Source organism: Planotetraspora sp. A-T 1434 (genome assembly GCF_025420585.1).
In the GTDB taxonomy this organism is placed as follows: domain Bacteria; phylum Actinomycetota; class Actinomycetes; order Streptosporangiales; family Streptosporangiaceae; genus JAOEGB01.
Map to the genome: position 1 here is coordinate 81,432 of NZ_JAOEGB010000023.1, position 25,006 is coordinate 106,437.

At 70.4% G+C, this 25,006-nt stretch carries 21 protein-coding genes; 8 read left to right on the forward strand and 13 right to left on the reverse strand.

Annotation, left to right across the window (positions count from 1 at the left end; genetic code table 11):
* The first annotated feature begins 87 nt into the window (after positions 1 to 87).
* Positions 88 to 2,931: a glycoside hydrolase family 2 TIM barrel-domain containing protein gene (locus N5079_RS26415; protein WP_261586795.1), complete on the forward strand. Its 2,844-nt coding sequence runs from the start codon at positions 88 to 90 to the stop codon at positions 2,929 to 2,931.
* Positions 2,932 to 4,674: a right-handed parallel beta-helix repeat-containing protein gene (locus N5079_RS26420; RefSeq protein ID WP_261586796.1), complete on the forward strand. Its 1,743-nt coding sequence runs from the start codon at positions 2,932 to 2,934 to the stop codon at positions 4,672 to 4,674.
* A 107-nt stretch (positions 4,675 to 4,781) separates the two neighbouring features.
* On the opposite strand, the gene N5079_RS26425 is transcribed toward N5079_RS26420, so the two are convergent.
* The 7 genes from N5079_RS26425 to N5079_RS26455 form a co-directional block, all read right to left on the reverse strand.
* Complete coding sequence (locus N5079_RS26425; protein WP_261586797.1) at positions 4,782 to 5,387, reverse strand: cysteine hydrolase; 606 nt, start codon at positions 5,385 to 5,387, stop codon at positions 4,782 to 4,784.
* A 19-nt stretch (positions 5,388 to 5,406) separates the two neighbouring features.
* On the reverse strand, positions 5,407 to 6,309 hold the full coding sequence (locus N5079_RS26430) for a hypothetical protein (protein ID WP_261586798.1): 903 nt from the start codon (positions 6,307 to 6,309) through the stop codon (positions 5,407 to 5,409).
* A gap of 185 nt (positions 6,310 to 6,494) precedes the next feature.
* Positions 6,495 to 7,043 (reverse strand): MarR family winged helix-turn-helix transcriptional regulator, encoded by a 549-nt coding sequence (locus tag N5079_RS26435; protein ID WP_261586800.1) that lies wholly within the window; start codon positions 7,041 to 7,043, stop codon positions 6,495 to 6,497.
* A gap of 161 nt (positions 7,044 to 7,204) precedes the next feature.
* Entirely contained in the window at positions 7,205 to 7,921 is a 717-nt protein-coding gene (locus N5079_RS26440; protein ID WP_261586801.1) for an NADPH-dependent F420 reductase, read from the reverse strand.
* A 31-nt stretch (positions 7,922 to 7,952) separates the two neighbouring features.
* Positions 7,953 to 8,984, reverse strand: coding sequence for an LLM class flavin-dependent oxidoreductase (locus tag N5079_RS26445; RefSeq protein ID WP_261586802.1), 1,032 nt, complete (start codon positions 8,982 to 8,984; stop codon positions 7,953 to 7,955).
* Positions 8,977 to 9,108 carry a hypothetical protein gene (locus tag N5079_RS26450; protein ID WP_261586803.1) on the reverse strand — a complete coding sequence of 44 codons (132 nt, stop codon included), beginning with the start codon at positions 9,106 to 9,108 and terminating at the stop codon, positions 8,977 to 8,979. The genes N5079_RS26445 and N5079_RS26450 overlap by 8 nt, the downstream gene beginning before the upstream one ends.
* Positions 9,109 to 9,470: 362 nt before the next feature.
* Positions 9,471 to 10,007, reverse strand: a complete 537-nt coding sequence (locus N5079_RS26455) for a YbhB/YbcL family Raf kinase inhibitor-like protein (RefSeq protein WP_261586804.1) — start codon at positions 10,005 to 10,007, stop codon at positions 9,471 to 9,473.
* A gap of 221 nt (positions 10,008 to 10,228) precedes the next feature.
* Between N5079_RS26455 and N5079_RS26460 the strand changes: the two genes are divergently transcribed.
* From N5079_RS26460 to N5079_RS26475, 4 genes are all read left to right on the forward strand, one after another.
* Positions 10,229 to 13,090, forward strand: a complete 2,862-nt coding sequence (locus N5079_RS26460) for a BTAD domain-containing putative transcriptional regulator (RefSeq protein ID WP_261586806.1) — start codon at positions 10,229 to 10,231, stop codon at positions 13,088 to 13,090.
* A 127-nt stretch (positions 13,091 to 13,217) separates the two neighbouring features.
* Positions 13,218 to 13,361, forward strand: coding sequence for a hypothetical protein (locus tag N5079_RS26465; protein ID WP_261586807.1), 144 nt, complete (start codon positions 13,218 to 13,220; stop codon positions 13,359 to 13,361).
* Positions 13,362 to 13,572: 211 nt separating this feature from the next.
* Positions 13,573 to 13,911, forward strand: a complete 339-nt coding sequence (locus N5079_RS26470) for a hypothetical protein (RefSeq protein ID WP_261586808.1) — start codon at positions 13,573 to 13,575, stop codon at positions 13,909 to 13,911.
* A gap of 105 nt (positions 13,912 to 14,016) precedes the next feature.
* Positions 14,017 to 16,926: an AfsR/SARP family transcriptional regulator gene (locus N5079_RS26475; RefSeq protein WP_261586809.1), complete on the forward strand. Its 2,910-nt coding sequence runs from the start codon at positions 14,017 to 14,019 to the stop codon at positions 16,924 to 16,926.
* Between the two features lie 70 nt (positions 16,927 to 16,996).
* Here N5079_RS26475 and N5079_RS26480 read toward each other — a convergent pair whose 3' ends face one another.
* Both N5079_RS26480 and N5079_RS26485 read right to left on the reverse strand, forming a co-directional pair.
* Complete coding sequence (locus tag N5079_RS26480) at positions 16,997 to 18,658, reverse strand: ABC-F family ATP-binding cassette domain-containing protein (RefSeq protein WP_261586810.1); 1,662 nt, start codon at positions 18,656 to 18,658, stop codon at positions 16,997 to 16,999.
* A 36-nt stretch (positions 18,659 to 18,694) separates the two neighbouring features.
* Positions 18,695 to 19,297 (reverse strand): helix-turn-helix domain-containing protein, encoded by a 603-nt coding sequence (locus N5079_RS26485; protein WP_261586812.1) that lies wholly within the window; start codon positions 19,295 to 19,297, stop codon positions 18,695 to 18,697.
* 73 nt (positions 19,298 to 19,370) lie between these two features.
* Between N5079_RS26485 and N5079_RS26490 the strand changes: the two genes are divergently transcribed.
* Complete coding sequence (locus N5079_RS26490) at positions 19,371 to 20,963, forward strand: FAD-dependent oxidoreductase (protein WP_261586814.1); 1,593 nt, start codon at positions 19,371 to 19,373, stop codon at positions 20,961 to 20,963.
* A 25-nt stretch (positions 20,964 to 20,988) separates the two neighbouring features.
* Here the strand turns inward: N5079_RS26490 and N5079_RS26495 are convergent, their stop codons facing one another.
* The 4 genes from N5079_RS26495 to N5079_RS26510 all read right to left on the reverse strand — a co-directional run bounded on the left by N5079_RS26495 (position 20,989) and on the right by N5079_RS26510 (position 23,665).
* Positions 20,989 to 21,180, reverse strand: a complete 192-nt coding sequence (locus N5079_RS26495; RefSeq protein ID WP_261586815.1) for a TetR/AcrR family transcriptional regulator — start codon at positions 21,178 to 21,180, stop codon at positions 20,989 to 20,991.
* A gap of 77 nt (positions 21,181 to 21,257) precedes the next feature.
* Positions 21,258 to 21,680 (reverse strand): YchJ family protein, encoded by a 423-nt coding sequence (locus tag N5079_RS26500; RefSeq protein WP_261586816.1) that lies wholly within the window; start codon positions 21,678 to 21,680, stop codon positions 21,258 to 21,260.
* A gap of 84 nt (positions 21,681 to 21,764) precedes the next feature.
* Entirely contained in the window at positions 21,765 to 23,021 is a 1,257-nt protein-coding gene (locus tag N5079_RS26505) for an epoxide hydrolase family protein (RefSeq protein ID WP_261586817.1), read from the reverse strand.
* Between the two features lie 233 nt (positions 23,022 to 23,254).
* Positions 23,255 to 23,665, reverse strand: a complete 411-nt coding sequence (locus tag N5079_RS26510; RefSeq protein WP_261586819.1) for a hypothetical protein — start codon at positions 23,663 to 23,665, stop codon at positions 23,255 to 23,257.
* A gap of 381 nt (positions 23,666 to 24,046) precedes the next feature.
* Between N5079_RS26510 and N5079_RS26515 the strand changes: the two genes are divergently transcribed.
* On the forward strand, positions 24,047 to 24,964 hold the full coding sequence (locus N5079_RS26515; RefSeq protein WP_261586821.1) for an NAD(P)H-binding protein: 918 nt from the start codon (positions 24,047 to 24,049) through the stop codon (positions 24,962 to 24,964).
* The last annotated feature ends 42 nt before the right edge of the window (positions 24,965 to 25,006 follow it).

Here is a 25,006-nt window from a genome sequence, read left to right on the forward strand (position 1 = left end):
ACGTCCTTTCGATCGGCAGTCCACGAGATCGTCTCGCCGCCCACAGGGGCGGAACCGCCACGCGCGCGGACGCGCTCGGACGCGGGTGTGCTCTCCCTCGACGGCACCTGGCGGTTCGCCTGGTCGCCCACCGCGCACACCGGGAAGGACCCCTCGGATCCCGGTGACACGTGGGACGAGATCCCGGTTCCCGCCCATTGGCAGCTGTGCGGTTACGGCGCCCCCGCGTACACGAACGTCCGTTATCCGTTCCCGATCGACCCGCCCCGCGTGCCCGAGGCGAATCCCACCGGTGAATACCGCAGGATCGTCCGGCGTCCGCCCGGATGGGACACCGGGCGCGTGCTCCTCCGGTTCGACGGCGTCGACTCGTGGTTCGAGGTGTGGGTGAACGGCTCGCCCGCCGGCCGGTCCTCGGGGAGCCGGCTCACGGTCGAGTTCGACGTTACCGGCCTGCTCACCGGGGGCGACGACGTGCTGGCGGTGCGGGTGCACCAGTGGAGCTTCGCCAGCTACGTCGAGGGCCAGGATCAGTGGTGGTTGTCGGGGATCTTCCGCTCGGTCGCCCTCCTGCATCGCCCTGAGCACGGCATCCAGGACGTGCGCATCGTCGCGGACTACGATCACCGCACCGGGGACGGCCTGCTGCGGGTCGAGGCGCTGAGCACGCGACCGGTGACGGTGGAGGTGCCCGAGCGCGGCGTCCGGGGACCCGCGGGCGAGACGATCCACCTCACGTCGGTGGAACCGTGGTCGGCCGAGGCGCCGCGTCTCTACCGGGTCCTGATCGTCGGCGAGGCCGAGACGATCTCGGCCGACGTCGGATTCCGCACGGTCTCCGTCGAGGACGGCCGGCTCCTGCTGAACGGCGCTCCGCTCGTGTTCCGCGGGGTGAACCGCCATGACATCGAGGCCCGCTCGGGGCGCGCGGTGACGCGGGAGACCATGGAACGCGACGTGGTTCTGATGAAGCGGCACAACGTCAACGCGGTGCGCACCAGTCACTATCCGCCCGATCCCTGCTTCCTCGAACTCTGTGATCGGTACGGCCTCTACGTGGTGGAGGAATGCGACATCGAGACGCACGGGTTCTCGCTGGTCGACTGGCGCGGCAATCCGTCCGACGACCCCGCGTGGGGCGCGGTGTACCTCGACCGGATGCGGCGCATGGTCGAGCGTGACAAGAACGCGACGAGCGTCGTGATGTGGTCCCTCGGGAACGAGGCCGGGTGGGGACGCAATCTCGCGGCCAACGCCCGATGGACGAAGGAACGCGACCCGAGCCGGCCCGTCCACTACGAGCAGGACACCGAGTGCGAGGAAGCCGGCGTCTACAGTCGCATGTATCCGACCTTCGACGAACTCGAGGCGATCGGCCGGCACGAGGAACCCGAGTCGGCCGATCCGGCACGGGACGCGCGCCGGCGGGCGCTGCCCATGATCATGTGTGAATACGGGCACGCCATGGGGAACGGCCCCGGCGGGCTGGCGGACTACGAGGCCATCGTCGACGCGCATCCCCGGCTGGCCGGCGGCTTCGTCTGGGAGTGGATCGACCACGGACTGGAGGGCGAGGGTCCCGATGGGCGCCGCACCTACCTGTACGGAGGCGACTTCGGAGAGCCGGTGCACGACGGGTCGTACGTGATCGACGGTCTGGTCTTCCCCGACCGCACGCCCTCACCCGCCCTGGCCGAGTTCGCCGCCGTCATCGCGCCCGTGCGGATGCGCGTCGACGGAGGCGACCTCGAGGTGGAGAACCGCTGGAGCTTCACGACCACCGGCGACGTGGTCTTCTCCTGGTCACTGGAGTCGGACGGCGAGACCGTCGGCAGCGGGCCGCTGGACGTGCCCGTGGTGGGACCGCTCTCGCACGCGCGGTTCACGCTTCCGCCCGCCGTACGCGCTGCCGAGCCGAGCGCGCCTTCCGGCGGAGACCTCTGGTTCACGGTGACGGCGACGACCGGGAGCGCGAGCCCCGGTGTCGAAGCGGGACACGTTCTCGCAAGGGCCCAGCAGCGGCGCCGGGCAACCACGCCGCGACGTGCTTCCGCGCGGACTTCTGTGCCGACTTCTGTGCCGACTTCCGCGCGGACTTCCGCGCGGGAACAGGAGACGGTGTTCGTCCGGCGATTCGACGATTCGGGGCACCCGGAGGCACTGGGGCCCTTCCCGATCGCCCACGTGGGTCTCGACGTCTGGCGTGCCCCGACGGAGAACGACCGGTTCGCCGGAAACGGCGAGACGTCATCGCTGGAGAGCCGCTGGCGGGAGGCCGGCTTCGACCGCCTCGTCGAGCGGGCGATCGATGTCCACGTGAGCGACGCGTCCGCGCGACGCACCGCGCGATACGGGTCCGCGGGGCTCGACACGGGGTTCGACGTCGACTACCTCTGGACCGCACGGGGCGACGGGCTCCGTCTCGAGGTCACGATCGAGCGCCGCGGCGAATGGCGGCTCCCGCTTCCACGGCTGGGGATCGTCCTCGCGCTGCGCGCCGCCGACCCCGGCTCTGCCGTACTCGAGTGGCTCGGGCTGGGACCGGGGGAGAGCTATCCCGACTCCCGTTCCGCCAACTGGTACGGACGGCATCGCATGACGGTCCGCGAGGCGCAGGTGCCCTACGTCGTTCCGCAGGAGAACGGCAACCGATCGGAGGTCCGCCGGCTGAGTCTGACCGTACCCGAGGGCTGCCTGCGCATCGAGAGCCCGCACGAATTCGACGCCGCCGTGCGTCCGTGGTCGACCGAGCGGCTCGAACGTGCCCGGCACTCCGCCGAGCTCGACGAAGAGGGGCTCCTCTGGATCCATCTGGCGGCGGGCGTCACAGGATTGGGCTCGGCGACATGCGGCCCGGGAGTCCGGCGGCGGGCGCAGTACCGTGCGGGGCGCGCACGCCTCGTCCTCGATTTCGTCAGAGAGGGGATCTGAGTGCCGGTGCCCGCATCGCTGGCCGTCACCGACTTCGGGGCCATTCCCGGTGGTCACTCCGATGCCGCGCCCGCGGTCGGAGCGGCCCTCCAGTCCGCCGCCTCCCTGGAAGGCCCGGTGGTGCTCCGGTTCCCCCCGGGCGACTACCATCTCTGGCCGGAGGCCGCACCACGCCGTGAGCTGTACGTTTCCAACACGGTGGGGGACGATCCGCGATATCGCGACAAGACGATCGCCCTGCTCGTCGAGGCGATGGATGATCTCGTCATCTCGGGGGAGGGGGCCCGGCTCATCCTCCACGGGATCCAGACGACCTTCGCCGTCATCGACTCGCGCAGGGTGCGGATCGACGGGCTCGAGTTCGATTTCGCCGTGCCGACGGTTGTCGACGCCACGGTCGTGGAGGCGGGCGTCGCGGCGGGGTGGCCGTTCCGCGTGATCCGGGTGCCCGAGACCACGCTGTTCTCCGTCGAAGGACGCTCGATCCGCTGGCACGGAGAGGTCCTCGGCTCGGGGGCCGTCGCCTGGGAGGGCCGCGATTCGCTGGAGTACACCCAGATCCATGATCCTTTCAGCGGGCGGACGCGCCGTGGTCCGAACCCGCTCTTCGAGAACGTCCGGTCGATCGAGGCGGTGGGACACCGGGAGATCCGGATCGACTACGACCATGGCGAGGAACCGGCCGATCTCGGTCTCGTCTACGAGATGCGCCTGACGACACGCGATCATCCTGGCGCACTCGTGCTCGACAGCTCAGGCGTGACGTTATCCGGGCTTCGTTTCCGGTTCCTGCACGGCTTCGGCGTCGTCGCACAAGGGAGCCGTGACGTCGCCATCGAGAGCTGTGAGTTCCGGACTCCACCGGGGAGCGGGCGGCACACGGCGGGTTTCGCCGACTTCGTCCAGTTCTCCGGATGCTCGGGACGTGCTGTCGTGCGCGATTGCCTCTTCGACGGGCCGCACGACGATCCGGTCAACGTGCACGGCACCTATCTCCGCGTCGGCGGTCAGCCGGATCGTCGCACGTTGGAGCTCGAGTACGCACATGGGGAAACGGCCGGACTGCCCCAGTTCTCGCCGGGGGACGAGATCGAGATCGTCAATCGGGAGACGCTCCAGGCGATCGCCTGGGCGACTGTGGAGGGGGTGCAGCAGCCGAGCGGGCGCGACCACACCCGCCCGCTCAGGAGCATCACCCTGACCTGCGGGTCCGACCTTCCGGGTGATCTGGCCGATTGGACCGCGGTGGAGAACGTCACCCGCACGCCGGCCGTGCACATCGCCCGCAACGTCTTCCGCAACGTGCCGACGCGGGGCGTGCTCGTGACCACCCGGCGGCAGGTGCTGATCGAGGAGAACCGTTTCGAACGTCCGGGAATGGCCGGCGTCTACGTCTCCTGCGACGCCGGTGAGTGGTGGGAGTCCGGGCCGGTGCGCGATCTGACCGTCCGCGGCAACGAGTTCGTCGAACCGGGTGGGCCGGCAGTCTTCGTTGATCCGCGGATCGCGCGGGCCGACTCCGCGCACCCGGTCCACCACGGCGTCGCCGTTGAAGGGAACCGCTTCGTGCTCGGCGAGGTGCCGGCGCTCGATGCCACGAGCACCCAGGGCATTCGCTTCAGGGACAACAGCATCGTGCGCTCAGGGCCAGAGGGTTGGGACGTCGTCCTCCGGGCGTGCTCAGACGCGGACATTGAGCACGATGTCGGCGAGCTGCCATTGCGGATCGCGGAGATCCGATGACGTGCGCTGCTGCGCCGCATGACCGAGGCCGGGTTCCTCGCCGCAAGTCTTCGCCCGGGTGCCGGCCACGAACGGACATCCGTGTTGCGCCAGCGGACGTGGGCGGGTCAGGAGAACAGTCCGAGTACGTGTTCCGATGTCAGGCAGCCGGCCGTCGCCAGATCCAGGTTGGCCAGCGAGGCGTGGTGGGTCTCGTCGGTCGCGGCCGTGACGCAATCGCTGACGGTGTGGACGGTGAGGCCGAGGTCGGTGCCGTGCCTGGCAGTCTGCTCGACTGTGAGGTTGGTGGCGACTCCGGTCACCAACAGCGTGTCTATCCCGTGCTCGGCCAGCCACTGGGGGAGGTGGTTACCGGCCAGGCCGGACAGCTTCTGGTTGTCGACGACCTGGTCGATCCCGGCCAGAGTCCGCATCTCCGGGATCAACTGCGTCCCCGGAGCATCCGGACGGAAGGCCTCCTGCGCGTCGCCGACCGCGTTCATGAAGCCCGTGTTGCGGACCAGGCCACCCCCTCCCACGGGCACGGTGAACCGGGTGAAGATCACCGGCACTCCTGCGGCACGCATGGATTGGTGGAACCGTACGGCACGCTCCACGACGCCACTGCGCGCGACCGGCTCGGCGAGCATCGCGCCGAAGAATCCCTCGGGCTTGATGACGTTCACCTGCCAGTGCAGAGCGAGAACGGCGGCAGTCCGCGGATCGTAGGTCATGGTTACGATCCTGCCGCACTCAGGACTGGCGTGGATCCCAGTGCGAGTAAGTCTGGGCCAGCTGGACGTCCGTTCCCCGCAATAAGGGCAGGCCGCTGCTGGAGTCCAACACCAGCCTGTCGCCGAGAGCGCCACCGAGCTTCACGCTGATCCGGTCGACGCGCATCATCGCGTTGCATACCCGCACGTTGTCGCGCACGTCAACATCGACGACCACCACGTGCGGGGTCTCATATGCCCTCGCGCCCCGCGTCGTGTCGCACGTGCCGTGCCCGTAACGCATTTCCAGTTCGTACGGCGTGGGCGTCTCGTAGGTGAACACCTCCTGGAGCTCTCCTTGCCGCACCTTCGGTGGCACGCTCATCGCCGACGGATCCACGGCGACCCGCCGAAACGGCTCCCGTACCCCTTTCACGGTGAACTCCCACGTGGGCACGCGGACCTGTCCCCGGCTGGTGGTCACGGTCGCCTCACCCATCACGGCGCCGATCACACGAAGCGGCCGGCACCCTTTGGCCGGGCACTTCTCGTCCACGAAGTCGTTGGGCTTGCTCAGCCGGGCGAATGCGGCCGTGGCCGGGACGACCGGCACGGTAAGCGTGGAACCGTCTTCCCAGCTCAAGATGGCCGGAGCGGGTTGCTGGGACGGGAGGTCCGCTTCCAGCTTCCAGACGCTGTTGAGCTCGCTGACCGGCACCCAGTCCGGCATCCGCTGCCAGTCCGGTTCCAGGGCCAGGTTCTGCAGCGGGACGAAGCCCTCACGCCATGCTCGATCCTCTTTCGAGGCCTGCCAGCGCTCGGCCACCTCCCTCGCGCGGGCGGTGAAGTCGTCCATGGTCGTGGTGGTCGACGCCTGCATGGAACCGCAGGCTGACAGCAACATCAGCGCCGCCGTGGCTTGCCCGGCGAGAAGGATCCGCATGCCAGGAAGACGCTTCGCGGGGGGCGAAGGTTCGCTGTTACGACTCCACCCGGCCCGGGGCGCATCAGACTTGCACCGACGCGGTCGCTGTCGAAGGCGACCACGACGTCGTTCCTGCAGAGATTCGTGTGCGCGCTTAGTGTTCTGAGTTGTATGGCTGGGGCTACCGGAGCATCGGTGCTCGGCTACGCGTCCTCGGTGTCAAGGTCCCCGTGTCCACCGTCTGGGAGATCCCGAATGGCGGCATCGACGCGGCGGGACGAACGGAGACGCGTGCGGAGCGTCGCGGCGAGCTCGCCTGCCGCGAGGAGTTGGTCTGGTGTGAGCGTGTCGACGAAGAGTTCGCGGACGGCGCGCAGGTGCGGAACTGTGGCACGCCCGAATGCCTTGGCGCCGGTCGGGGTGAGCACGACCTCGGCTCCGCGGTTGTCAGTGGCGCACTCCTCTCGGCGGATGAGCCCGCGCCGCTCCATGCGGGCGAGGTGATGGGACAGGCGGCTGCGTTCCCAGCCGATGTGGGCCGCGAGCTCGGAGGAGCGCATCCGCTGCCCCTGCGACTCGCTGAGGGCGAGCAGTACGACGTAGTCGCCGGGCGACAGCGAGGACTCGCTTTGCAGGCGCGACGCGAGTTCGGAGCGGAGTGCCTCCGCCGTCTCGATGAAGTCCCGCCAGATGCGCAGCTCCTCTGCGCTCGGCAACTGGCGTCCCCTCCGCCGCGGTGTGTCCTCCGTCAATGGGCCCTCCTGATTGACATCTCAATAATATGTTACTTATTGACATGTCAATCGTCTCGGTTCCCTGACGACAGTGCCCGGGCCCGGAAGCTGCCGCTCCCCGCCCCTCCATCGTCCCGTAGCCCGGGCTGCCTACACCACTCGTTTCTCCAAGGACGTGATCAGGCCGCTTCCGCGGGCGTCTTGGCGCGAGCCTGGGCGATGATCTTCCCGCGCTCGGATTCCGGGAAGCGGTCGAGTCTGGCGCGGACCTCGTCGGCGTCCACGTCGGCGCCGAAGAGGTCGGTGCCCGGCTCGAAGCGCATGCCTTCGGCGAGGGGGCCGGCGATGACCGGATCGAAGCCGAGCGCGTCGACGAGGGCGGCGACGGCTGCAACGTCGGCGGGGTCGTCGCCGGCCATCGCGATGGCGCGGCGTCCGGCTTCGCCGGCGGGGCGGGCCTCGTCCTCGAGGTCGTGGTAGCCCATGTGATTGAACGCCTTGACGATGCGGGAGTGGGGGAGGAAGGCCTGGACGATCTCGCTGGACGAGGTGCGCGGGTCGGTGAGGTCGTCGCGGATGCCGTCGACCTCCCACCAGTAGTTCATGGCGTCGACGACGAGCTTGCCGCGTAGCGCGTCTGCGGGGATTGTGCGGTGCTTGCCGAGCGGGAGGGCGAGGATGACGATGTCGGCACGGGCCGCGGCGTCGGCGGCGGTCGTGGCGACCGCGCCGGGGGTGAGCACCTCGACGGTGAGGGCGATCCTGGCGGGGTCGCCGGATCCGGCGAGGAGCACCTTGTAGCCGGCGGCCAGGGCGAGCCGGGCGAGTACGGTGCCCACCTTGCCGGCGCCGAGGATGCCGACGGTCTGCCGACCGTTCTCGGTGGCGTCGTTCATGTCGTTCTCCAGGTGTCGATGCCGTGGCCGGTCAGCCGGCGAGGATATCGCGGACCATCGGGATCACCGTGGTGCCGTAGAGCTCGACGGCGCGCAGACGGGCGCTTGCCGGCTGTGATCCCGCGGCGTAGATGAGGTCGAACCGGCCGACGCCGAGGGTGCTGATCGCGCTTGCGATCTTGCGGGCGACGGTCTGCGGTGAGCCGATGTAGAGGGACCCGTGCTCGGCCTCGGCGTCGAACTCCTCGCGGCGAACCGGTGGCCAGCCGCGTAGGGCGCCGATCCGGTCGCGAATGACCCGGTAGCGTGGCCAGAACAGCTCCTTGGCCTCCTCGTCGGTGTCGGCGATGAAGCCTGGCGAGTGCATTCCGACCGGATGCGCGGTCGTCCCGATTTCCTCGGCGGCTCGCCGGTACAGTTCGATGTAGGGGGCGAAGCGCTTGGGCGGGCCCCCGACAATGGCGAGCATGAGCGGCAGGCCGTAGTGTGCGGTGCGTACGACCGACTGCGGCGAGCCGCCGACGCCCACCCAGGTGGTGAGGCGCCCCGACTCGGTTTTCGGGAAGACGTCGGCCTGCTCGAGTGGGGCGCGTAGCTTGCCGCTCCAGGTGACCGGCTGTTCGTCGAGCAGCTTCACGAAGAGCTCGATCTTCTCCTCGAACAGCGCGTCATAGTCGGCCAAGTCGTAGCCGAACAGCGGGAAGGATTCGGTGAACGAGCCGCGGCCGAGGATGATCTCGGCGCGGCCGCGTGAGAGCGCGTCGACCGTGGCGAAGCGTTGGAACACCCGGACGGGGTCGTCGGAGCTCAGCACCGTCACACCTGAGGAGAGCCGGATGCGCGAGGTGCTCGTCGCGATCCCGGCGAGCACGGTCTCCGGGGTCGACACCGAGTACTCAGGCCGATGGTGCTCGCCGAGGGCGATGACGTCGACGCCGAGCTCGTCGGCCAGCACCGCCTCGTCTACGACCTGCCGGATCGCTGCGGCGTAGGAGAGCAGCGTCCCGGTGTCGTCCTCCGGCACGTCACCGAAGGTGTCGAGGCCGAACACGAGATCAGACATGGGCGGGCTCCATCGTGAGCGGTTCGCGGACCCGCGGGGCAACCTCACGCCCGAGCAGTTCGACGATGCGGGCGCAGGCCTTCCCGAACAAGTCGAGTCCTGGTTCGAAGCGTTCGCTCGTCATGGTTCCTCCTGCTCCGGTCCCGGGCGGTGCCGCGCGCCGTCAAGGCGTCGAGACGATTGACGTGTCAATAATGCATCATAAGGTTGACATGTCAATCAGGAGCCCCGTGGCGAGATCACAGGTGACCGGCATCAAGGCCGTCCCGCGGCGGCTGATCGTGCTCGGCGGCGGGCCGGTCGGGGTGGAGAATGCCCAGGCGGTACGCCGCCTGGGCGGCGAGGCTTCAGGGGTAACACCGGTGGGCAGCGATGGGAGGCTCGTCAAGCAAGGGCGGCGAGCCTGCGCATGGCGCCAAGGAGACCAGGAACGTCGCGTATCGCTGAGCAGAGGCGCCGTCCAGGTCATTGTGTTCGTAGTCCGGATCAGCTTCCCCAGGTGCCGACGGTCTCGCCTGAGGTGATCGCCGCATCCTTGATCTGCTGGTGCACCGCTTTCGCGTCGCCACTCGGCTTGATCGGGCTCGGCAGGGCGTACACGATGAAGTGGTAGTGATGCACGCCACCTGGCGGGCAGGGGCCCGAGTAGGCAGCCCTGCCATTGCTGCCCGGCAGGACCTTTCCCGGGGCCCGGCCCTCTCTCACGCTCGTCTCGGAGACGGGGATGCCGGTTACGATCCAGTGGATGTACGTCCCGCCGGGGGCATCCGGATCGTTCACCACGATCGCGAGCTCACGAGCAGACTCGGGAACGCCGCTCCAGTCCAGCGGCGGCGAGACGTCCTGCCCTCCCTGCCGGGCGCACACGTACTTCTTGGGGATCGCGGCACCCTCGGTGAACGCCGGGGTGCTCACCTTCAGAGCGGCCGCGGCCGCGGGGGAGGCGCTCTCGGCCGAGCACCCCGGGAGGACGACTGCCAGGAGAAGGACACCGCCCACCACGCGAAGCCGGCCGATCTTCATTCGCCCAGGATAAGGGGCTGAAGCATGGCGGTGTCGTGAACGCGACCGGGTGTGTTCCTCTGGTGATGGCGAGCGCCACGCGTCCGGATCGCGCGTACGGCCGGGCCGGGGCGGGTGACGGCGGAACTGTCGTCGTGGTCATGTGCGGCTCCGCGCTCTTCGTATATAGGACCTGATTCGGATATTCTCACGGCCGTTGGACTTCGGGCGGAGGTCTGCCGGTGAGCCTGGCCGAGGGCGTGCGGTTCGGGGTGTTAGGGCCACTTCGGGCTGAGGTGGAAGGGCGATCGGCGGGGCTGGGCGGACCCCGTCAGCGGGCTCTGCTGGCGCTGCTGCTGATCGCGCGGGGCAGGAATGTCTCGGCGGAGCGGATCCTCTCCGAGGTGTGGGAAGGCTCCCGGCTGCCTTCCGCGACGACGCTTCATGGGCACATCAATGATCTGCGCAGGGCGCTGGAGCCGGAACGGGCCCCGCGCGCTCCGGCCCGGCTGCTGGTGCGAGAGGGGCCCGGATACGCCCTTCGAGTCGCCCCCGCCGCGGTCGACGCCGAACGCTTCACCGATCTGGGCGCGCGTGGCCGGCGGGCGCTGGACGACGACGAACCGGAACGCGCCGTGGAACTCCTCGGAGAAGCGCTCGCGCTGTGGCGGGGCCCGGCCTACGCGGACATCGGCGAGGCCGCCTTCGCCGTGCCCGAGGCGAACCGGCTGGAGGATCTGCGGGCCACGGTGCAGGAGGACCGGCTCGCGGCCGTCATCGCGTCCGGACAGCACGCCGCTGCAGTGGGCGAGCTGGAGGCTCTGGTGGCGGAGCGGCCGCTGCGGGAGCGCGGTTGGGAGCTGCTCGCCCTGGCGCTCTACAGGTCCGGGCGGCAGGCCGACGCGCTCGCCGCGCTACGCGCCGTGCGCAGGCGGCTGGCCGACGAGCTCGGCATCGACCCGGGACGAGGACTGCGCGACCTGGAAGCGGCAGTATTGGCCCAGGACCCGCGGCTGGCCCCCGTAGCCGCGAGGGCCGGCGGCGTGTCCACCTCCGGGCCGCAGGCCGCCGCTCCGGCACCGCCTTCGGGCAATCTGCCGTTCGCGCTGTCCAGCTTCGTCGGCCGCGGCGGCGACCTCGCCGCCGTCGCCGCTCTGCTGGACGGTTCCCGGCTGGTCACACTCACCGGCCCGGGCGGGGTGGGCAAGACCCGCCTGTCCCTGGAGGCCGCACGCGCCCGTGCCGACGCCGACGGACCCTGGCTGGTGGAGCTGGCGGGTCTGCACACACCCGAACTGCTCACCGCCACCATCGCCGCCGCCCTGGGCCTGCCCGCGACGTCGTCCCCCGATCAGCTGGCCGGAATGCTGGCCCACCGCGACCTGCTGATCGTCCTGGACAACTGCGAGCACCTGCTGGTTCCCGCCGCCATGCTGGCGCACACCCTGCTGGCCCGCTGCGGTGGCGTGCGGATCCTGGCCACCAGCCGCGAACCCCTGGGCATCACGGGGGAGACCGTCTACGAAGTACAGCCCCTGCACGCCGACACGGACGCCACAGAACTCTTCCTCCGCCGCGCGGCCGCCGCCCAGCCCGGCTGGGTGCCCGGGCCGGGCGAACTCGGCAGGATCGCCGACCTGTGCGCGGGGCTCGACGGCGTCCCGCTGGCCATCGAGCTCGCCGCCGCGCAGTGCCGTACGCTCTCCGTCGGCCAGATCGCCGATGCCCTGCGGGACCGCTTCACCCTGCTGGTGGGCGGGTCGGCCGGACGGCCGGACCGGCACCGCACGCTGCTGGACACGGTCACCTGGAGCGACCAGCTGCTGCAGCCGGCGGAGCGCCGGCTCTTCTACCGGCTCGGCGTGCTCCGCGCCGGCTTCGACCTCGAGGCGGCTGCCGCCGTCGGAGGAGTCGCTCCCGTGCTGGCTCCGCTTTCGGCGCTGGTCCGCAAATCGCTGGTCACCGCCGAACCTGGCACGGGGCCACGCCGCTACCGGATGCTGGAGACTCTGCGCCAGTACGCGCTGGGCGCGCTTTCTCCCGACGAACTGGCTGCCGCCGAGGAACGCCACCGCACGTGGGCCCTGACCCGGGCCGAGAACGCCGAACGCCATCTCCGGGGCCCGCAGGGGGCGGTGTTGCTGGAAGGGCTGAGCCGGGAGCAGCCGGAATTCCGGGCCGCTTTCGCCTCCGCGCTGGCGGCGGGTGACGGCGACTACGCGCTGCGGCTGGGCGCGGCGCTCCTCTGGTTCTGGTTCCGCATGGGCCATGTCGGGGAGGGGCTCGCCTGGCTGTCCGAGGCCTTCGCGGCCGCCCCGCAGGCCGGTCCGGGCATCCGGGCGCGTGCCCGGTTCGCTGTCGCCTCACTCCGCTACCTGGCCGGACAGACCGCGCAGGCTCACGAGGCGGCTCGTACGGCCGTGGGGGAGGCGCGCGAGGCCGGCGACCTGGTGACCGAGGCCGGTGCGACCGCCTACGCCGGCTACTTGGGCCTGCTGGCCGGGGTTCCTCTCGACGCGGCGTCCCTCGCCCGCACGGCCGTCGAGATCGCCCGGCGCAGCGCCCAAGGCTGGCTGGAGGCCGAGACGCTCATGATCCAGGGCATGGTGCTCCGAATCCTGGGGGACCTGCCGGGCGCGGACGCCGTCTTCCAGGAGGCGCTCGCCGCTGCCCACACCAGCGGCCATGATTGGGTCGCGGACGGGGCGGCCTGGTGCGACATGAAAACGGCCTCGGACCGCGGGGACGGCTTCCGGGCACTGGCCATCGCGAGGGAGATCCTGGCCGCGATGGACCGTTACGGTGACATCTCCTTCTGGCTGGTGACGGTCCACAGCGCGGCCCGCGCGCTCGCGCTGACCGGACAGGCCGAGCAGGCAGCCGTGCTGATGGGCGCGGTGGAGGCCATCGGTGAGCGGGCCGGCGTCTCCCCGGAGCTGATGGACCCGATGGACGGGCCACGCGAGGCCGCCGCCGTACGCGGGGCACTGCCGCCGGACGAGTACGACCGCCACGCGGCCCGCGGGCGCACGCTGTCCCGGCGGGAGGCGAGCGCTTTGCTGGCCGACCTGATCGCACCTCGCCGAGTTCCAAGTGCGCCTTAGAACCGGTCCCTGACCAGGGCGTTTTCGGGACAAGTCATTTCCTAGTGCCCGCCAAGCGGCGACCCGCATCCTCGTTGTTGTGAAGCAAGCGCCGCCCCGCACGGGCGGCCCGACAACGAGGTGAACCGTGATCAAGCGAATCATGCGCACCGTGGCGACGGCCGCGATCGCTCTGGGAGTCATCGCCGGCCTGGGCGGTACCGCCGCCCACGCCGCCACCGGAGACCCCTCGCAGTGGTCCGTGACCGGCGACCCCTCCCAGTGGGGCTGATCCGGCCCCTTCGCGACGCCTGTCGTCAGGCGTCCTGCCCGTGATCGGGGCCGCGTTCCGGCGGCCCCCGGCCCACCATCCCCACCCCAACCACCACCGCCCCAAGTTCACGTATCAACCCGCCATCACCCGCGGCCCGGGAGAAGAGCCCGGCCGCTCGGAGACGCCCCCGCCGTAGAAGCGGCCCGGGGACCCAAGAAAGGACATTCCCATGAACAGGCGTATCGCTGCCCGCATCCTGCTCGCCGCCTCGGCCGTGGCCGGTGGAGTGCTGGCCACCGCCGTCCCCGCCTCCGCGTACACGACCGGGGCGGGCAACGCGGTCTGGGTCGAGCCCGGCACCACCAGATCCTTCCTGGTGATGTGCCCCTCGTACGCGCCAACGATGCTGACCAACACGATCAGCATCACCTCCGGCCCCGCCGTGTCGGTCTCCACCAGCCTGGACACCGACTCCGACGCCTTCAGCCGCGACAAGCTCACGGTGACGGCCACGAACGGAGGCGCCGTCCGCGTCTATGTGTCCGTGAAGGCGACCTGCAGCGACTGACGACCTGATCGTCCCCTCCGCCTCAGGGGGCCTCGGGGGGTTCTTGGATCGCGGCCGATTCGGTTACCCTCGCACAAGATCTACGTGAGTGTGCGAGGGAGGCCGATGGGACGGGTCGATGCCGCCGCTGTGCGGTTCGGGGTCCTGGGTCCGCTCCAGGCCGAGCGGGATGGACGGGCAATCCGTCTGGGAGGCCTCCGTCAGCGAGCGGTACTGGCCGTCCTGCTGATCGCCCGGGGGCGCATGGTGCCCGCCGAGCGGATCATGTCCGACGTGTGGGAGGGGTCCACTCTCCCGTCGCCGACCACCCTCCACGCGTACGTCTCCGAGTTGCGCAGGGCGCTGGAGCCGGAGCGGGAGGCGCGCGCACCCTCCGGGCTCCTGGTCCGTGAGGGGCCCGGGTACGCGCTGCGAGCCGATCCGTCCGGGGTCGACGCCGAACGGTTCGCCGACTTGGCCGTGGCCGGGCGGCGCGCCCTGACCGGCGGAAGACCAGGCGCCGCCGAGGAACTTCTCAGCGAGGCGCTGGAGCTGTGGCGCGGTCCCGCCTACGCGGACTTCGCCGGGACCGGTTTCGCCCTGTCGGAGGCGGCACGGCTGGAGGGGCAGCGTGCCGCCGCATACGAGGACCGGCTGGCCGCCGCCATCGACCTCGGCCGGCATGCCGCCGCGATCGGCGAGTTGGAAGCGCTGGTGGCCGAGCAGCCGCTGCGGGAACGCGGCTGGGAACTGCTCGCCCTCGCGCTGTACAGGTCGGGGCGGCAGGCCGACGCCGGCGCGGCGTTGCGCGCGATACGGCGACGGCTCGCCGACGAGCTCGGCATCGACCCCGGCCCTGGACTGCGCGACCTGGAGTCGGCCGTGCTCGCCCAGGATCCGCGGCTCGACCCGCGGCTCGATCCGCCGCCCGCCCGCGCCGCCGACACCACTGGCACCACCACCGTCTTCCAGACCGACCCCGCCGCAGAGGCCCGGCGCCCGGCGCCCACCGGCAACCTGCCGTTCGCGTTGTCGAGCTTCGTCGGGCGTACGGAGGACATGGCCGCTGTCCGCGGCCTGCTCGCCGACTTCCGGCTGGTCACCCTCACCGGCCCGGGCGGGGTGGGCAAGACCCGCCTCGCATTGGAGACGGCCAGAGGCCGTACCGGCGACGACGACGGGCCGTGGCTCGTGGAGCTGGCCGGTCTCACCTCGCCCGAACTGCTGCCGGCCACCATCGCCACCACCCTGGGGATCCCGGGAGCGGCCACCACCGAAGCGGTGGCGGCCGTGCTCGCCGGGCGCCGGCTGTTGCTGGTGCTCGACAACTGCGAGCACCTCTTGGACGCGACCAGTGCCCTCACCGGCGTACTGCTCAGCCGCTGTGGTGGCTTACGCGTGCTGGCCACCAGTCGCGAACCGCTGGGCGTGGAAGGCGAGGCGGTCTACGAGGTCCCGCCGCTCGACCCGGCCGGAGACGGCACAGAACTCTTCCGAAGCAGGGTCGCCGCGGCAGTTCCCGCGTGGACCCCCGACCCGGGCGACATCGACCGGATCCCGAGGCTCTGCGCCGGTCTTGACGGGATCCCGCTCGCCATCGAACTGGCCGCCGCGCAATGCCGGATGCTCTCCGTCGGCCAGATCGCCGACGCCCTGGAAAACCGCTTCGACGTGCTGGTCGACGGTCCGCTCGACCTGCCGGCCAGGCATCGTGCGCTGGAGGCCACCGTCGCCTGGAGCCACCAGTTGCTCGAGCCCGAGGAGCAACTGCTCTTCCACCGCCTCAGCGTGTTCGCCGCCGGATTCGATCTCGACGCCGCGGGCGCGGTCGGGGCCCGGACTCCCGTCCTGCCTTCGCTGTCGGCCCTCGTTCGCAAGTCGCTGGTCAGCGTCGAGCCCGGCACCGCACCCCGCCGGTACCGGCTGCTGGAGACGCTGCGTCAGTACGCGCTGCGGGGGCTCGACCCGGACGACCTCTCGCAGACCCAGGGACGCCACCGGGCCTGGGCCCTGGCGCAGGCCGAAAGCGCCGAACGCAGGCTGCACGGCCCGCAGGCGGCCGAACTGCTGGCCCGGCTGACCCGGGAGCAGCCGGAGTTCCGGGCCGCCTTCGCCTCCGCGCTGGCAGCCGGGGACGGAGACTACGCGCTGCGGCTGGGCGGCGCGCTGTACTGGTTCTGGTACCGCATGGGGCACATCGCCGAGGGCCTGTCCTGGATGTCCAGGTCTTTGGCCGCGGCGCCGGACGCCGAGCCGGCGGTCCGGGCGCGGGCGCGCCTCGCCGTGAGCGGGCTCAGCTATCTGGCCGGGAGGCCGACACAGGCGTACGAGGCCGTCGTGATGGCGGAACAGGAGGCCCAGGAGGCCGGCGACATGATCGTTGAGGCCTCGGCACGGGTCTACCAGACCCACTTCGGCGTGCTCGCCGGAATCCCCCTCGACGCTCCGGCACTGGCCCGCAGTGGCGTCGAGCTCGCGCGGCGTGCCGGAGAGGATTGGCTGATAGCCGAAGCGCTGATGGTGCAGGGCATGCTCGCCCGGGTCATGGGTGACCTTCCGGCCGCCGCCGCCGTACTGGCCGAAGCCGTCGCCACCGCCGACTCCTGCGGACACGACTGGGCGGCCGGTTCCTCGGCCTGGGCCGGGATGAAGACGGCATGCGATCGCGGCGACGGACGGCGCGCGCTGGAGATCGCGGCCGGCATCCTGGACGCGCTCGACCGCCACGAGGACGTCACGTCCCGGCTTGTGCTCATGCACACCGCTGCCCACGCACTCGTGCTGACCGGCCAGGCCGAGCAGGCGGCGGTCCTTATGGGGGGAGTGGATGCCGTCGGCCGCCGGGTGGGCTTCTCCCCGGAGCTGATGGACCCGCTGGACGGCCCCCGCGAGGCCGCGGCCGTACGCGACGCCCTCACGCCGGACAGGTACGAACGCCTGGCGGCGCAGGGCCGCGAACTGTCCCTGCCGGAACTGACCGCCTTCCTGATAGTTCGGCTCGCGGAGTACTCCCGCCGCACAGGGTCGGACACGTGAGGGACCTGCTCACCGCCATCGCTCCGCCCTCAACCGCCGTCCCGCTGTTCCGCCACATCGCCGAGCGTCGTCACGCTGGTCTCGTCGGGCGCGAGAAGACCTCCGTGATCCGTCCCGCGCTGACCTTCAGATGGCGGCTGACCTGTACGGCCTGGAGCATTCGCCGGTCGTGTGTGACGAGCAGCAGTGTGCCCGGGTAGTGCGCCAGCGCCGACTCCAGCTGTTCGATGGCGGGTAGATCGAGATGGTTGGTCGGCTCGTCGAGCACGAGGAGGTTGACGCCCCTGGCCTGCAGCAACGCCAGAGCCGCACGGGTCCGCTCGCCGGGTGACAGGGTCGCCGCCGGACGCGTCACGTGCGCGGCCTTCAGCCCGAACTTCGCCAGCAGCGTGCGGACCTCGGCGGGTGGCATCGGCGAGACCAGCGCCCCGAAGGCGTCGAGCAGAGGCTCGTCTCCGAGGAAGAGTCCTCGTGCCTGGTCCACCTCTCCGACCACCACGCCGGGGCCAAGCGAGGCGTGACCCTCCTCCAGGGGGAGCCGGCCGAGCAGCGCGGCCAGCAACGTGGACTTGCCCGAGCCGTTGACCCCGGTGATCGCCACCCGCTCGGCCCAGCCGATCTCCAGATCGACGGGACCAAGCGTGAAGGAGCCACGGCGGGCGATCGCGCCGCGCAGGGTGGCGACGACGGCTCCGGCGCGGGGCGCGGCGGCGATCTCCATGCGCAGCTCCCACTCCTTGCGCGGCTCGTCCACCACCTCCAGCCGCTCGATCAGCTTCTCCGTCTGCCGAGCCTTGGCGGCCTGCTTCTCAGTCGCCTCGACCCGGGTGTTCCGCCCGATCTTGTCGTTGTCGCTCATCTTGCGGCGCGCGTTCTTGACGCCCTTCTCCATCCAGGCGCGCTGGGTGCGAGCGCGGAGCTCGAGCTGGGCGCGGGTCTCGGCATACTGGTCGTATTGCTGTCTGGCGTGCGTCCGCGCGACCTCGCGCTCGTCCAGATATGCCTGGTAGCCGCCGCCGTACAACCGCACCTGCTGTTGGGCCAGGTCGAGCTCCAGCACGCTGGTGACGGTCCTGGCCAGGAACTCGCGGTCGTGGCTGACCAGCACCGTGCCCGAGCGCAGGCCGGTCACGAACCTTTCCAGCCGGTCGAGCCCGTCGAGGTCGAGGTCGTTGGTCGGTTCGTCGAGCAGGAAGACGTCGTAGCGGCTCAGAAGCAGCGAGGCGAGCCCCGCGCGGGCCGCCTGGCCGCCGGACAGCGAGGTCATGGGCTGGTCGAGGTCGATCGTGAGGCCCAGGTCGGCGGCCACCTCGCCGGCGCGCTCGTCGAGGTCCGCGCCGCCCAGTGTGAGCCAGCGCTCCAGGCTCGTGCTGTAGGCGTCGTCGGCACCCGGCAAGCCCTCGACCAGTGCCTGCGTGGCGGCGTCGAGGTCGCGCTGTGCCTCCGCGACGCCGGTGCGGCGGGCGAGGAACTGTTGGACGGTCTCGTCTGGTCTTCGCTCCGGCTCCTGGGGAAGGTGGCCGACGACCGCTGTGGCCGGGGAGAGCCGGATGTCGCCTTGCTCCGGCGCGTCGAGGCCGGCGAGCAGGCGGAGCAGCGTCGACTTGCCCGCTCCGTTGACCCCGACCAGCCCGATGACGTCGCCGGGGGCGACCACGAGGTCGAGCCCGGAAAACAGGACCCGCTCGCCGTGCCCGGCCGCGAGGTCCTTCACGACGATGGTTGCGCTCATATCCTGACCGATGCTAGCCAGCGCCCCGCGCGGAAGCTAACGGTTACCCGCCGTCCCAGGTTTCGGCGAACGCGGTTTCGCGCGGACGTGCATGCGCTCGCCCTGCGGTCCGAACAGGCTGAGAATCTCCACCGGCGCCTCTCCGGCGCTGCCGAACCAGTGCGGTAGCCGGGTGTCGAACTCCGCGGCCTCCCCGGCCTTGAGGATGACGTCGTGCTCGCCGAGCACCAGCCGGAGCTTCCCGCTGAGCACGTAAATCCACTCGTAGCCCTCGTGCGTACGCGGATCGGGTTCGCGGCGGGTGGTGCCGATGACCATCTTCCACGCATGCAGCCCGCCGGCGTGCTGAGTCAGCGGCACAACCGTCAAGTCCTCGTGCTTGATCGGCTTCAACCGCACCCGCGGGTCACCGACCGGCGGCGCGCCGACGAGCTCGTCGAGTGGCACCTGGTAGGCGCGCGCGAGCGGCAGCAGCAACTCCAGGGCAGGTCTGCGCTCGCCGGATTCGAGGCGGGACAGGGTGCTGACCGAGATGCCGGTGGTCTCCGCGAGCTGGGCCAGGGTGGTGCCGCGCTCCTTGCGCAGCGCGCGCAGCCGCGGGCCCACGAAGGCCAGGACCGCGGCGTCGGCGTTTGCCATGTCGGCAATATTACTTGTCAGCTCGAGGGCGTCAGGAGCACCGTGGGCGAAGGCTACGAGTGAAGGGACACCCATGGTGGACGAGGCGTACGACGTGGTCGTGGTGGGCGGTGGCGCCGCCGGGCTCAGTGGCGCCCTCGCGCTGGTGCGGGCGCGGCGGTCGGTGCTGGTGGTCGATGCCGGGCAGCCGCGCAACGCGCCTGCCGGGCACGTGCACAACTATCTGACCCGGGAGGGCACGCCACCCGCCGAGCTGGTGGCGGCCGCGCGGGACGAGGTGACCCGGTACGGTGGCCGGATCGTCACCGGGCGGGTCGAGGCCGCCGCGAACGACGGCGACGGCTTCCTGGTGACGCTGGACGGCGCGCGCTCCCTGCGGGCGCGCCGGCTGCTGGTGGCCACCGGGCTCGTCGACGAGCTGCCCGACGTGCCGGGATTGGCCCAGCGCTGGGGCCGGGACGTGCTGCACTGCCCGTACTGCCACGGGTGGGAGGTCCGCGACCGGCGCATCGGCGTCCTGGCGACCGGGCCACTGGCCTGGCACCAGGCGGAGCTGTGGCGGCAGTGGAGCCCGCACGTGCTGCTCCTGCTGCACCACACCCCCGCGCCGGGGCCGGAGCAGGCCGAGCGGCTTGCGGCGCGCGAGATCACCGTCGTCGACGGCCCCGTCGCGGCGCTGGAGGTGGCCGGCGACACGCTCACCGGCGTACGGCTGGCCTCGGGCGAGATCGTCGCGCTCGACGGGGTGGTCGTCGCGCCGCGGTTGTCCGCCCGCGCGGATGTGCTGGAGTCGCTCGGGCTGAAATCGGTCGACGTGGAGTTCGGCGGTCAGGTCGTCGGCAGCCAGGTTCCCGCCGACTCCACCGGAGCCACCAGCGTGCCGGGCGTGTGGGTAGCGGGCAACGTGGCCGACGTGCAGGCTCAAGTGATCGTGGCTGCCGCGGCGGGCCTGAAGGCCGGTGCCGCGATCAACGCCGACCTCGTCGCCGAGGACACCCGCGACGCCGTCGACGCGTACCGGCACCGGGCGCACACCATGTTCGAGCAGGACGCCTGGGAGGAGCGTTACAGCTCCCGCCCGGCGCTGTGGAGTGGACGCCCCAACCCGCAGCTCGTCGCCGAGGCCGCCGAGCTCACCCCCGGCCGGGCGCTGGACGTCGGCAGCGGTGAAGGCGCCGACGCCATCTGGCTCGCCGAGCGGGGGTGGACCGTGACCGGGGTCGACATCTCCACCACCGCCCTGGAGCGGGCCGCCGCCAACGCCGCGGCCGAGGGTGGGGAGGCCGCCTCCCGCCTCACGTGGACGCACGCCGACCTGCGCGAGGAGCCTCCCGCCGAAAGCGCCTACGACCTGGTGTCGGCGCAGTACATGCACCTGCCCGGCGACTCCAGGCGGGCGCTGTTCGCCCGGCTGGCCGCCGCGGTGGCTCCGGGCGGAACCCTGCTGATTGTCGGGCACCACCCCTCTGACCTGCGGACCAACGTCCACCGGCACCACTTCCCGGACATGCTGTTCACCGCCGAAGAAGTCGCCGCCTCGCTCGACCCCACCGCGTGGCGGGTGCTGGCGGCCGAGACCCGTCCGCGCGCCGTTGTGGACCCCGACGGGCGCGCCATCACCATCCACGACGCCGTCCTGGTCGCACGCCGCCTCTCGCCTTCGTAGCACGGGCCGCCGAGGGGGCCGCAGGTCACCGGCGGCGCCGTACGCCGGGGACGACCACGGCCCGGTCGTCCCGGGCGGCTTCACTTGGGAGGTGGGCGGTCGACATGCGTGTGGCTTGCGCGATCAAATCCATGGACGTGCGGCGATAGCCGTAACGACCGAAGATGCCGAGGGCGGCCGCAATGATCTGCTCCCGTTGCTCGCGCGCGTCTGACATCTTGACATTTACGTCTTCGGCGAAGCGGACGTTGACGGCGTTGACGGTGGTGTCGCGACACGGCCCTTGCGGTTGGGTCAGGTTGTGAAAATGGCGTCGAGGTAGACCCAGGCGCCCTCGTGCCGGGCGAAGCGGCTCCTTTCGTATAGTTCACCGGGCTTTCCCCGGTAGGTGTAGCGGGCACGGAAGGTGACGGTGCCGGTCGTGTGGAAGGGGCTTCCTCCAGAGGTGGCTTCGATCTCCAGCCCGGTCCACCGCATGCCGGGTTCGAAGCCGATACCGGCCGGGCGCGTGCTGGGGTGCCAGGTCCGCAGCAGGTAGGTCTCCTCCTCGACGGCGAACGCGGCGTAGCGAGAGCGCATCAGGGCCTCTGCGGTGGGAGCGGCCTGCCCGGCGTGGTACCGCTCGCAGCACTCGGTGTAGGTGGCCGGCAGGCCGCACGGGCAGCCTGCCGCGGCGTTGACAGGCGCCGAGGCGCGGTTCGGCCTAGTGCGTGACATGCCGTCCATTCTCCGTTAACCGCTGATCCTGTTCACCATGCCGTCCCGAAAGCTCCGGACCTCTTCCTTCTGATAGGGGTCCCGCTATCGGCGACCACGGAAGGTTCGCCGGAGGTCGTCAACCCACTCGCCAGGGATTTCCCACGGGATGAAGTGGCCGCCGTGCTCGTGGGCGTTGAGGTTGACGTGGTTGTACCAAGCGGCGCGGTCACCGTCGAGGAAGTTCTGCACGCGCTGGCCGGTGCTGACGCCGGGCGGGTTCTCGTAGCCGACGAAGGTGATGCCGGTGGGCGCCTCGATGGCCGGCTGCCGGTCGTGGGACGGGGTCCACGGGTAGCGGTTGTTGTTGGCATAGGTGCGAATCGAGGTGCCGATCGAATTCGTGACCCAGAAGATCATGGCGTGGGTGAGCAGGTCGTCTTTGGTGAACACGGTCTCGACGTCGCCGCCGTTGTCGCTCCAGTTCACCCAGCGTTCCAGGATCCAGGCGAGCATTCCGGCGGGTGAGTCGGACAGCCCGTGGGCGAGCGTGCTCGGGCCGAGCACGTGTGCGGCGAGATGGGCCGCGAACCGCTTCTCCAACGTTACGATCCGGGCGTGGATGTCGGCGGGCAGCCCGTCGGGGATGGGCCGGCCACCGCTGAGGTCCCAGGCCCGGTCGCCGTTGAACATGGTGAGCTTCTGGCCGGAGCCGATGTGGATGCCGTGCAGCTCATCGGCGTACTTGTGCCCGAGTTGGCCGGTGACCAGCGCTCCGACGTCGCAGCCGGCGGCGGCGTACTTGTCGTAGCCGAGGGTGTGGGTCATGAGGGTGTGCCAGAGGTCGGCGACCTTCCAGAAGTTCATGTCCGGGTTGTCCGGCAGCGGAGTGGAGAACCCGAAGCCGGGAAACGAGGGGACTATCACGTCGAACGCCTCGGCCGGGTCGCCGCCGTACGCGCCCGGGTCGGCCAGAGGGTCGATCACCTTGGACCAGTGCCAGAACGTCCAGGGCCAGCCGTGCGTCAGGATCAAAGGTGTCGGGTTCGGGCCGGCACCGGGCTTGCGCATGAAGTGCACCGGCACGCCCTCGACCTCGACGCGGTAGTGCTCGTAGGCGTTGATCGCGGCCTCGGCCCTGCGCCAGTCGTAGCCGGTCCGCCAGTAGTCGATGAGCTCTTGCAGGTAGGCGCGGTTCACGCCGTAGTACCAATCCTTGTTGCCCGCGTCGTCTGGCCAGCGCGTCAACTCCAGGCGCTGCTGGAGGTCGGCGAGCACGTCGTCGGGCACGTGGATCGGCGTCGGCTCCAACGGGAACGGCCTGGCCTTGGCACTGTGCGATGAGGTGGTTTCATGGCTCATTCGTCTTCTCCCGCAATCGAGTCACCCGGATTCGCCGGGACTGTTTCGACATGGTGGCGGCCTGGGCTTACGTCGTTTCATCCAACCGAAGTGGGTCCTCTTGGATATCAGAAAGGGTCCCATTTCAGGATCCGGCGATCGCAAGTCCTGCGGAAGCCGGGCAGGAGGCTCCAACCGGGTCCGGCCGCGCGGTGGCAGATCAGGTCAGCGTGGGTGTGCGCGGCGCGCAAGCCCTAAGAACTTGATCGATCCTCGGGAAGCGGATCGACGCCGACCGGAATCCCGCGTGCCACCTGCCATCGGATGTCAGCCTCCGGGTCGGCGGCGAAGCGCAGGAGCGGGAAGAGCACACGCTCGTCGTCGCAGATCGTGGCGAGTGCGTGTGCGGCGGACGCACGTACCACCTCGGGGGTCGTGTCCAGAGCGAGGCCGTTCGCCGCTTCGATCAGGGGCAAGACGTGCCAGGAGTAGTCGAGCGCCTGCACTGCCAGAAGGTCGAATCCGAGTGCCCGCACTCGCTCATCCGGATCAGCCCACCAGCTCCGCGCCAAAGCCACGATTTCCTCCGGAGAGGAAAGCGATTCGAACAGCCGGTTCAGCGAGTCGAAATGCTCGGTGTAAGACTCGTGATTCCAGTCGATCAACTCGGCGAGTTGATCGTCGGAGAGCGGTGACCTCGACATTCCCAGCCCTCCTTGGCCGATGCCGGTGCCTGAGATGAGATCCGAGCGGACAGCACCGGCAGGGATACGAGTATGCCGAGGTAACACTGGCGAAGGCGACAGCATTAACGCTCAAGCACTACTCCGTGATCTTGCGCGAGGTCGGAGACCGGAGCGGACCTGCGCGACCCCGACAGGCTCCGACCCCACCGAGGTCGGGCGCGCGACGAAGGTGGCTCAGTACGGCGCCGTCGGCCGCCAACCCTGAGGTCCGTACGGCATCTGGACGACGGGGGCAGCGTGTGAACGTCGAGGCGTAGGCGCGGAGTCATATCGGCACCGGTGGTGTCACATTTCCCCTTCGTGAGGGCTCTTAGGGGGCGGCGGCTCAAGCCCCACCACCACCGAGAGTCGAAGGTCAAAATGATCCTGATAACCGGAGCGACCGGCGCCGTCGGACGTCCCCTGGTCGAGTTCCTCGCCGGTCAGGGCGCCGAGGTCCGCGCCGTCACCCGAGCCCCGGAGAGCGCCGACCTGCCCGCCGGCGTTGAGGTCGTCGAAGGCGATCCGTCCCGGCCCGACACGGTCGCTCCCCACCTGGACGGCGTCGCCGCCGTCTTCCTGCACTCGCGCACCTTCGGCGAGACCGCCGACCGGCTGCTCTCCCTCGCCAGGGAACGAGGGGCGACGCGCGTGGTGGCGCTGTCGGCCATGAACGTCGATGACCCCCTCGAACTGCAGCCCTCCCGCTACCGAGGAGACAGGAACAAGGAGTCCGAGGAGGCCGCCGTCGCGAGTGGCTTGGAGTGGACCAGCCTGCGGGTCAGCTCTTTCGCCGGCAACACACTCCAGGCGTGGGGCGCCCAGATCCGCGCCGGTGACGTCGTCCGTTACGTCTACGCGGCGTTCGAGGAGTCACTGATCGACGAGCGGGACCTGGTGGAGGTCGCCGCACGCGCGCTGCTCACCGATGAACTGGCAGGCCGGAGACTGGAGTTGACCGGCCCGCAGTCGCTCTCCCACGAGCAGATGGTGGCCGTCATCGCCCGCGTGATCGGCAGACCGCTGCGCTACCACGAGGTCCCGCCGGAGGCCGCCCAGCAGGCCATGATCGGGAACGGCCTTCCAGAACCGTTCGTCGAGGCACTGATGGCCAGGTATGCCGCATACGTCCAGTGGCAACAGCACCCCGTGACGGACGAGGTGGAGAAGATCCTCGGCCGCCCCGCGCGCACCTATGCCGAGTGGGTCGCCGACCACGTCGCCGGCTTCCAGAACTGACCGTCCTGATCCGCGCCATGTCGGTTCACCTGGGAACCGCGC